Genomic DNA, 6646 nt, shown 5'->3' on the forward strand with positions numbered 1-6646 from the left:
CCCAAACTTGTCCCGGTGAGGGCGTAGCGAGACTGGCTTTTTCATGACCTCAGTGGCCAACACGTCCGGTGCCTTGCCGGCATCGGTCGATTCGATGCTCGAACTCCTGACGTCGCGCGGCTATCTCGCCGAGCGATCGCTGGCCACGGTGACCTATCTGTCGCTGCGCATGGGCCGGCCGCTGTTTCTGGAAGGCGAGGCCGGCGTCGGCAAGACCGAGATCGCAAAAGTGCTGTCGGCGGCACTGGGGCGGAAGCTGATCCGTCTGCAGTGTTACGAAGGCCTCGACGTCTCCTCGGCGGTCTACGAGTGGAATAGCGCCGCGCAGATGATCGCGATCCGGATGGCGGAAGCCGCCGGCGACACCGATCGCGATCAATTGTCGTCCGACATCTTCGCCGATCGCTACATGATCAAGCGACCGCTGCTCCAGGCGCTGGAGCCCGACGTCGCCGGGCCGCCGGTCCTTCTGATCGACGAGCTCGACCGCGCCGACGAGGCGTTCGAGGCGTATCTGCTCGAAATCCTCAGCGACTTCCAGGTGACGATTCCCGAATTCGGCACCGTGAAGGCGCCGAGCCCGCCGATTGTCATCATCACCTCCAACCGCACCCGCGAGATCCACGACGCGCTGAAGCGGCGCTGTCTCTATCACTGGGTCGATTATCCCGACGCGGATCGCGAGCTCGCGATCGTCAAGTCGCGCGTGCCGGGCATCTCCGCAAAATTGTCGCAGCAGGTCGTGCGCTTCGTCCAGGCACTACGCAATCAGGATTTCTACAAGTCGCCGGGCGTCGCCGAGACCATCGACTGGGCCACCGCACTGTCGGAGCTCGACGCCCGCTCGCTGACCCCGCAAGTGGTCGGCGACACGCTGGGCGCGCTGCTCAAATACCAGGACGACATCACGCGGATGCAGGGCGACACCTTGCAGAAGGTGCTGAAGGAAGCGACGAGCGACTAGCCGTCATTCCTGGTGCGACGAAGTCGCGAGCCCGGAATCCATTGTGCGGCGGGGATTATGGATAAATGGATTCCGGGTTCACGCTTCGCGTGCCCCGGAATGACGGCAGAGACAGCAGACCATGGCCATCAATCACCTGGCGCCTGAGCAAACCGAGCAATTCGCCGACAACGTCGTGGGCTTCGCCCGCGCGCTGCGTTCGGCCGGCATGCCGGTTGGGCCGGGTGCGGTCATCGATGCCATGAGCGCGCTTGAGGTGATCGACATCGGCAAACGCGCCGACGTCTTCACCACGCTTGAGGCGATTTTCGTCAAGCGCCACGAGCATGCGCTGATCTTCAAGCAAGCCTTCAACCTGTTCTTCCGCGCCTCGGAAGAGTGGAAGCACATGCTGGATTCGGTGCCGTTGCCGGAGCAGGCCAAGAAGAAGCCGCAGGCAGGCTCGCGTCGTGTGCAGGAGGCGATGTCGCAGCCGCGCATGACGGAGACGCCGCAGCACCAGGAGCAGGATTTGCGCCTGTCGGTCTCCGACAAGGAAATCCTTCAGAAAAAGGATTTTGCGCAGATGAGCGCGGCCGAGATCACCGAAGCGCTCCGCGCCGTCGAGCGAATGCGGTTGCCGCAGGCCGAGCTTCTGACGCGTCGGCACCGGCCCGATCCCCGCGGCCTGCGCCTCGATCTCCGCCGCACACTGCGCGCCTCGTTGCGCACCGGCGGCGACATCATCGACATCCATCGCCTCGGGCGGATCGAGAAACCGGCCCCGATCGTCGCGCTGCTCGACATCTCGGGTTCTATGAGCGAGTACACCCGCCTGTTCCTGCATTTCCTGCATGCCATAGGGGACGCGCGAAAACGTGTCTCGGTGTTCCTGTTCGGCACTCGCCTCACCAACGTGACCCGGGCGCTGCGTCAGCGCGACCCTGACGAGGCGCTGGCGAGCTGCTCGGCCTCCGTCGAGGACTGGGCCGGCGGCACGCGGATCTCGGCGTCCCTGCACAATTTCAACAAATTGTGGGCGCGGCGCGTGCTGAGCCAGGGCGCCATCGTGCTGCTGATCTCCGACGGGCTCGAGCGGGAGGCCGATTCCAAGCTGGCCTTCGAGATGGACCGGCTGCACCGCTCCTGCCGGCGGCTGATCTGGCTCAACCCGCTGCTGCGGTTCGGCGGCTTCGAGGCCAAGGCGCAGGGCATCAAAATGATGCTCCCGCACGTTGACGAATTCCGTCCGGTACATAATTTGAGCTCGATCCAGGAGCTGATCATCACGCTCTCCGGGCCGCTGCCGCCGCATCACCGCAGCCTGATCCGCTCCGCAGCCTGAGAGGTAGCCATGCTCGATCGCGACGAGGATATTCTGAAGGCGGCGGAGGACTGGCAGAAGGCCGGCCGTGGCGTCGCGCTCGCCACCGTGGTGGAGACCTGGGGCTCGGCACCGCGTCCGGCGGGCTCGAGCCTCGTCATCAATGACGAGGGCACGTTCCTGGGGTCCGTCTCCGGCGGCTGCGTCGAGGGCGCCGTGGTCACCGAGGCCATGGATGTGATCCAGAGCGGCAAGCCCAGGATGCTGGAGTTTGGCGTTGCCGACGAGACTGCCTGGAATGTCGGGCTGTCCTGCGGCGGCACCATCCGCGTCTTCGTCGAGAAGGTCGGCTAGCCGTGAAGCTCGCAATCCTGCACGAACTCAATGCCGAGCGCGCCGCGCGCCGGCCGGTGATCCTGGTGACCGACACCGAGAGCGGCGAGCAACGCCTGGTGAAGGCCGAGGACTTCAGTAAGGATCCCCTGCGCGCCGAGCTCGACAAGCAGCTTCGCATGGGCAAGAGCGCCAGTGTCGAAGCCGGCGGCAAGAAGCTCTTCCTCAACGTCTATGCCCCGACCGCCAAGCTCGTCATCGTCGGCGCCGTCCATATCAGCCAGGCCCTGGCACCGCTGGCGCGCTCGCTCGGCTACGACGTCACCGTGGTCGATCCGCGCACGGCCTTTGCGAGCCCCGAGCGCTTCCCCGACGTTCCACTGGTCGCGGAATGGCCCGACACGGCGCTGCCGCCGCTCAACGTCGATGCCTACACGGCCTTCGTCGCGGTGACGCACGATCCCAAGATCGACGACCCCGCGCTGCTGCACGCCTTCGAGCGCAACTGCTTCTATATCGGCGCACTCGGCTCGCGGAAGACGCATGCCAAGCGCGGCGACCGGCTGCGGGCGCAGGGCGCCAAGGAGGCTGACATCGCGCGCATCCGCGCGCCCATCGGGCTTGCGATCGGCGCGGTCTCGCCATCCGAGATCGCGGTGTCGATCATGGCCGAGATCACGGCGGTGCTTCGGCTGCCGCCCAAAGAAAAAGAAGAAGCCGCATGAAATTCGGCCCGGCGAGCCCCAGGGATGCGATCGGCGGGGTGACCGTCCACACCCTGCGCCAGGGACCGCTGGTGCTGAAGAAGGGCACGACGATCGGCCCTGCCGAGGTCGAGGCGCTGGAGCGCGCCGGCATCAAGGACGTCGTGGTGGTGCGGATGGAGGAGGGCGATGTCTCCGAGGACATCGCGGCTGCCAGCATCGCGCTCGCCGTCGGTGGCGACGGCATTCATGTCGAGCGGGCCTTCACCGGTCGTGCCAATCTGTTCGCCGCGCGCCCCGGCGTGCTGGTGATCGATCGCGCCGCGGTGGACCGCATCAACAATATCGACGAAGCCATTACCTTTGCCACGCTCTCGGCCTTCAAGCCGGTGGTCGAGGGCGAGATGGTCGGCACCGTCAAGATCATCCCGTTCGGCGTCGAAGGAAACTTGCGTGATGCCGCCGTGAAGGCCGCGGGTCGCGACGTTCTGAAGATCGCGCCTTACGTTATCAAGCGCGTCGGCGTGGTCTCGACGCTTCTGCCCGGCCTGTCCTCCAAGGTGATCGACAAGACGTTGCGCGTCACCGCCGAGCGGCTGGCGCCAGCCGGCGCCGGCATCATCGCCGAGCGGCGGGTCCCGCATGAGGAGCAGGCGCTTTCGGCTGCGATCAAGGAATTACTGGGACTTGGCGCCGAGCTCGTGATCGTGTTCGGGGCATCCGCGATCGCCGACCGCCGCGACGTGATCCCTGCGGCCGTGACCGGCATCGGCGGCGAGATCGAGCATTTCGGCATGCCGGTCGATCCCGGCAATCTGCTGCTGATTGCCCGGGCCGGCACCGTGCCAGTGCTGGGCGCGCCCGGCTGCGCGCGCTCGCCGGTCGAGAACGGGTTCGATTGGGTACTGATGCGGCTGCTGGCCGGCATCAAGGTGACGCGGTCCGAGCTGATGGGCATGGGCGTCGGTGGCCTGCTCATGGAGATCGTCACGCGCCCGCAGCCGCGCGCAAAACCGGAGATCGAGGGCAACAACCACGTCGCGGTCATCGTGCTCGCAGCGGGCCGTTCGACCCGGATGGGGGGGCCGAACAAGCTACTGGCCGAGCTCGACGGCAAGAAGCTGGTGCGGATTGCGACCGAGCAGGCGCTGGCCTCGAAAGCATCGGAGGTCATCGTCGTCACCGGCCATCAGACCGAGCTGATCGAGCAAGCCTTGAAAGGTCTGAAGGTGCGTATCGTCAAGAATCCGGATTTCGCCGGCGGCATCGCAAGCTCGGTCAAGGCGGGCATCGCGGCCGTTCCCGAAGCTTGCGACGGCGCTGTGGTCTGCCTCGGCGACATGCCGCTGATCGATGCCGGTCTGATCGACCGTCTCATCGACGCGTTCGCACCCGACCGCGGCAATCTCATCGTCGTGCCCGTCAGCGAGGGCCGCCGCGGCAATCCCGTGCTGTGGTCGCGCCGCTTCTTCAAGGAGTTGATGACGCTCGACGGCGATGTCGGCGCGCGTCACCTGATAGCGAAGCACACCGAGGCGGTCGCCGAAGTGCCGGTCGACGGCGAGAGCGCCTTTCTCGACATCGACACGCCGCAGGCATTGGAAGCGGCACGGCGGGGCTGACGCTGCCCTAGAGTGGGCAAAGGCGCACAGCGCCGATGTCCGCGGCTCGCCTACTTCTTGGTGTTCGATAGCTTCTCGACCCCGGCCTTCAGCTCGACACCGCTCTTCGTCAACAGGGTCTTGTCGCCGTTGTTGAACGTAAACGTGTCGGCGCCCGCGCTGATGCCGTTCCACGCGACGGCTTCTGCGAGGGACAGATACCACAATCCCTGGAATCCCGATGAATTGTTCAATTGCCCGGTCCAGACGGTGGTCGATCCGCAGCCAAGGAAGTTCACCGAGAAACTGATCGCGGTGCCTGTGTTGCCGTAGGCCAGCCAACCCGTTACGCCTTGCGGCTTGCCCTCGTCGCAGCTGTTTGCGGCGTTGTTGGTGTAGGTCCCCGTGATGGCGCCCGTGGTCGTGTTGACGTTGGTGATGGCCAGGGTCGAGCCATACTGGTTGGTCCAGGTCCAGTTCACCGACTGCGCATATGCGGGCAAGGGTCCGACGAGACAGGCCGACGCGAGCATTCCGAACAGCATTGCATTGATGTGGCGCATGGTCGCTTCCTCCGGCTCTCTGCTTGGAGCTTCACGACCTTAAATAACGCGATTGAAAAACACAACTATAAAGTGCATATTCATACCGCTATTCCGGCGCGGCTTTTCAACCACGCGTTCACCAAGTGGAAACGACCGAAGGTTAGAGTCGCCTTCACCTGCCTTGGGGGGAGGGGTTTTTCCATGGCTTCGAACGTCGTCGCGCGCCGTTGCGCGATGTTTTTCTTTGCGCTGTCCGTCTGCGTCGCGGGCGCTCGCCATATCACGGATGCGCACGCCGCCGGAGCATTTGCGGTCGGCAAGTGCGGCGCCTATGGCCAGGCCTTTGATTATGGCGCCGAGCACGATGCGCGTGCGGCGGCGCAGAAGCAGTGCAAGGGCGATTGCACGACCGTGACGATGAAGCGCGCCTGCGCCGCGATGTCGGTCGACCTTTCCAATCCCTGCGGCGCCTATGGCTATGCCGTCAAGCCGAAGATCTCGGCCACGCTCAATGCCGCCACGCGCGAATGCTACAAATACGGCGGCAAGGAATGCGTCATCCGCGCCTGGGCCTGCGACGCGAAGGGTTGATTCCTGTTGCCGTCATTCCGATGTTGCGTAGCATCGAGTCCGGAATGACAGTCGAGGAGTTGCATGCAGTTCGATACCAAGATCGCCGTCGTGATCCGCACCGATCTTCAGGCCTGGCAGAAGTTCAACGTCGCGGCCTTCCTTACCAGCGGCATTGCCGCGGCCTTTCCGGAATGCATCGGCGAGCCCTATGAGGACGCGTCGGGTACGAAATATCACGCGCTGATCGGACAGCCGATTCTGATCTATGGTGCCGACGGTTCCGCATTGACGCGCGCGCTCGATCGGGCGCTGACGCGCAGCGTCAAGCCGGCGGTCTATACCGAGGACATGTTCAAGACCACGCACGATGCTGCCAACCGCGAAGCGGTGAGGGCGGTGGCGCGGGCCGATCTCAACCTCGTCGGTCTCGCCGTGCGCGCCGAGCGCAAGGTGATCGACAAGATCGTCGATGGGCTGAAGTTTCATAGTTGAGGTGAGTCGGAAGATCACCGGCCGTGCGGCTTGCTCCACCTCTCCCGCTTGCGAGGGCTTTGCGTAAATCGCGAATCTGCGATTCTCTAAGAGACATCTGAAGAGGATCTGGGGATGGCATATCGGCAGGT

General features: G+C 64.6%; 8 protein-coding genes. 7 read left to right on the top strand and 1 reads right to left on the bottom strand.

Going from position 1 to position 6646, the window contains the following annotated elements:
• Positions 1–43: 43 nt before the first annotated feature.
• The 5 genes from ABIB90_RS38020 to ABIB90_RS38040 all read left to right on the top strand — a co-directional run bounded on the left by ABIB90_RS38020 (position 44) and on the right by ABIB90_RS38040 (position 4926).
• Entirely contained in the window at positions 44–964 is a 921-nt protein-coding gene (locus ABIB90_RS38020) for an AAA family ATPase (protein WP_219684944.1), read from the top strand.
• 121 nt (positions 965–1085) lie between these two features.
• The gene (locus ABIB90_RS38025; protein WP_354159055.1) at positions 1086–2288 is read left to right on the top strand and encodes a vWA domain-containing protein; all 1203 of its coding nucleotides are present in this window, start codon (positions 1086–1088) and stop codon (positions 2286–2288) included.
• A gap of 9 nt (positions 2289–2297) precedes the next feature.
• Positions 2298–2621, top strand: a complete 324-nt coding sequence (locus ABIB90_RS38030) for an XdhC family protein (protein WP_007602422.1) — start codon at positions 2298–2300, stop codon at positions 2619–2621.
• 2 nt (positions 2622–2623) lie between these two features.
• On the top strand, positions 2624–3325 hold the full coding sequence (locus tag ABIB90_RS38035; protein ID WP_354159053.1) for an XdhC family protein: 702 nt from the start codon (positions 2624–2626) through the stop codon (positions 3323–3325).
• Positions 3322–4926: an NTP transferase domain-containing protein gene (locus ABIB90_RS38040; protein WP_354202575.1), complete on the top strand. Its 1605-nt coding sequence runs from the start codon at positions 3322–3324 to the stop codon at positions 4924–4926. Before ABIB90_RS38035 ends, ABIB90_RS38040 begins: the two co-directional genes overlap by 4 nt.
• Before the next feature lie 50 nt (positions 4927–4976).
• Here the strand turns inward: ABIB90_RS38040 and ABIB90_RS38045 are convergent, their stop codons facing one another.
• Positions 4977–5468, bottom strand: a complete 492-nt coding sequence (locus ABIB90_RS38045; protein ID WP_354159049.1) for an avidin/streptavidin family protein — start codon at positions 5466–5468, stop codon at positions 4977–4979.
• A 183-nt stretch (positions 5469–5651) separates the two neighbouring features.
• On the opposite strand from ABIB90_RS38045, the gene ABIB90_RS38050 reads away from it, so the two are divergent.
• Entirely contained in the window at positions 5652–6041 is a 390-nt protein-coding gene (locus ABIB90_RS38050) for a DUF4189 domain-containing protein (protein ID WP_007602435.1), read from the top strand.
• Positions 6042–6104: 63 nt separating this feature from the next.
• Positions 6105–6515, top strand: a complete 411-nt coding sequence (locus tag ABIB90_RS38055; protein ID WP_354202577.1) for a DUF2000 family protein — start codon at positions 6105–6107, stop codon at positions 6513–6515.
• The last annotated feature ends 131 nt before the right edge of the window (positions 6516–6646 follow it).

It is taken from the genome of Bradyrhizobium sp. JR4.1 (assembly GCF_040548605.1).
GTDB classification, from domain to species: domain Bacteria; phylum Pseudomonadota; class Alphaproteobacteria; order Rhizobiales; family Xanthobacteraceae; genus Bradyrhizobium; species Bradyrhizobium canariense.

Excerpts from the sequence above, each read along its gene's own strand:
- ABIB90_RS38020 (WP_219684944.1), top strand. The coding sequence starts at position 44 with ATGACCTCAGTGGCCAACACGTCCGGTGCCTTGCCGGCATCGGTCGAT.
- ABIB90_RS38025 (WP_354159055.1), top strand. The coding sequence starts at position 1,086 with ATGGCCATCAATCACCTGGCGCCTGAGCAAACCGAGCAATTCGCCGAC.
- ABIB90_RS38030 (WP_007602422.1), top strand. The coding sequence starts at position 2,298 with ATGCTCGATCGCGACGAGGATATTCTGAAGGCGGCGGAGGACTGGCAG.
- ABIB90_RS38040 (WP_354202575.1), top strand. The coding sequence starts at position 3,322 with ATGAAATTCGGCCCGGCGAGCCCCAGGGATGCGATCGGCGGGGTGACC.
- ABIB90_RS38045 (WP_354159049.1), bottom strand. The coding sequence starts at position 5,468 with ATGCGCCACATCAATGCAATGCTGTTCGGAATGCTCGCGTCGGCCTGT.
- ABIB90_RS38050 (WP_007602435.1), top strand. The coding sequence starts at position 5,652 with ATGGCTTCGAACGTCGTCGCGCGCCGTTGCGCGATGTTTTTCTTTGCG.
- ABIB90_RS38055 (WP_354202577.1), top strand. The coding sequence starts at position 6,105 with ATGCAGTTCGATACCAAGATCGCCGTCGTGATCCGCACCGATCTTCAG.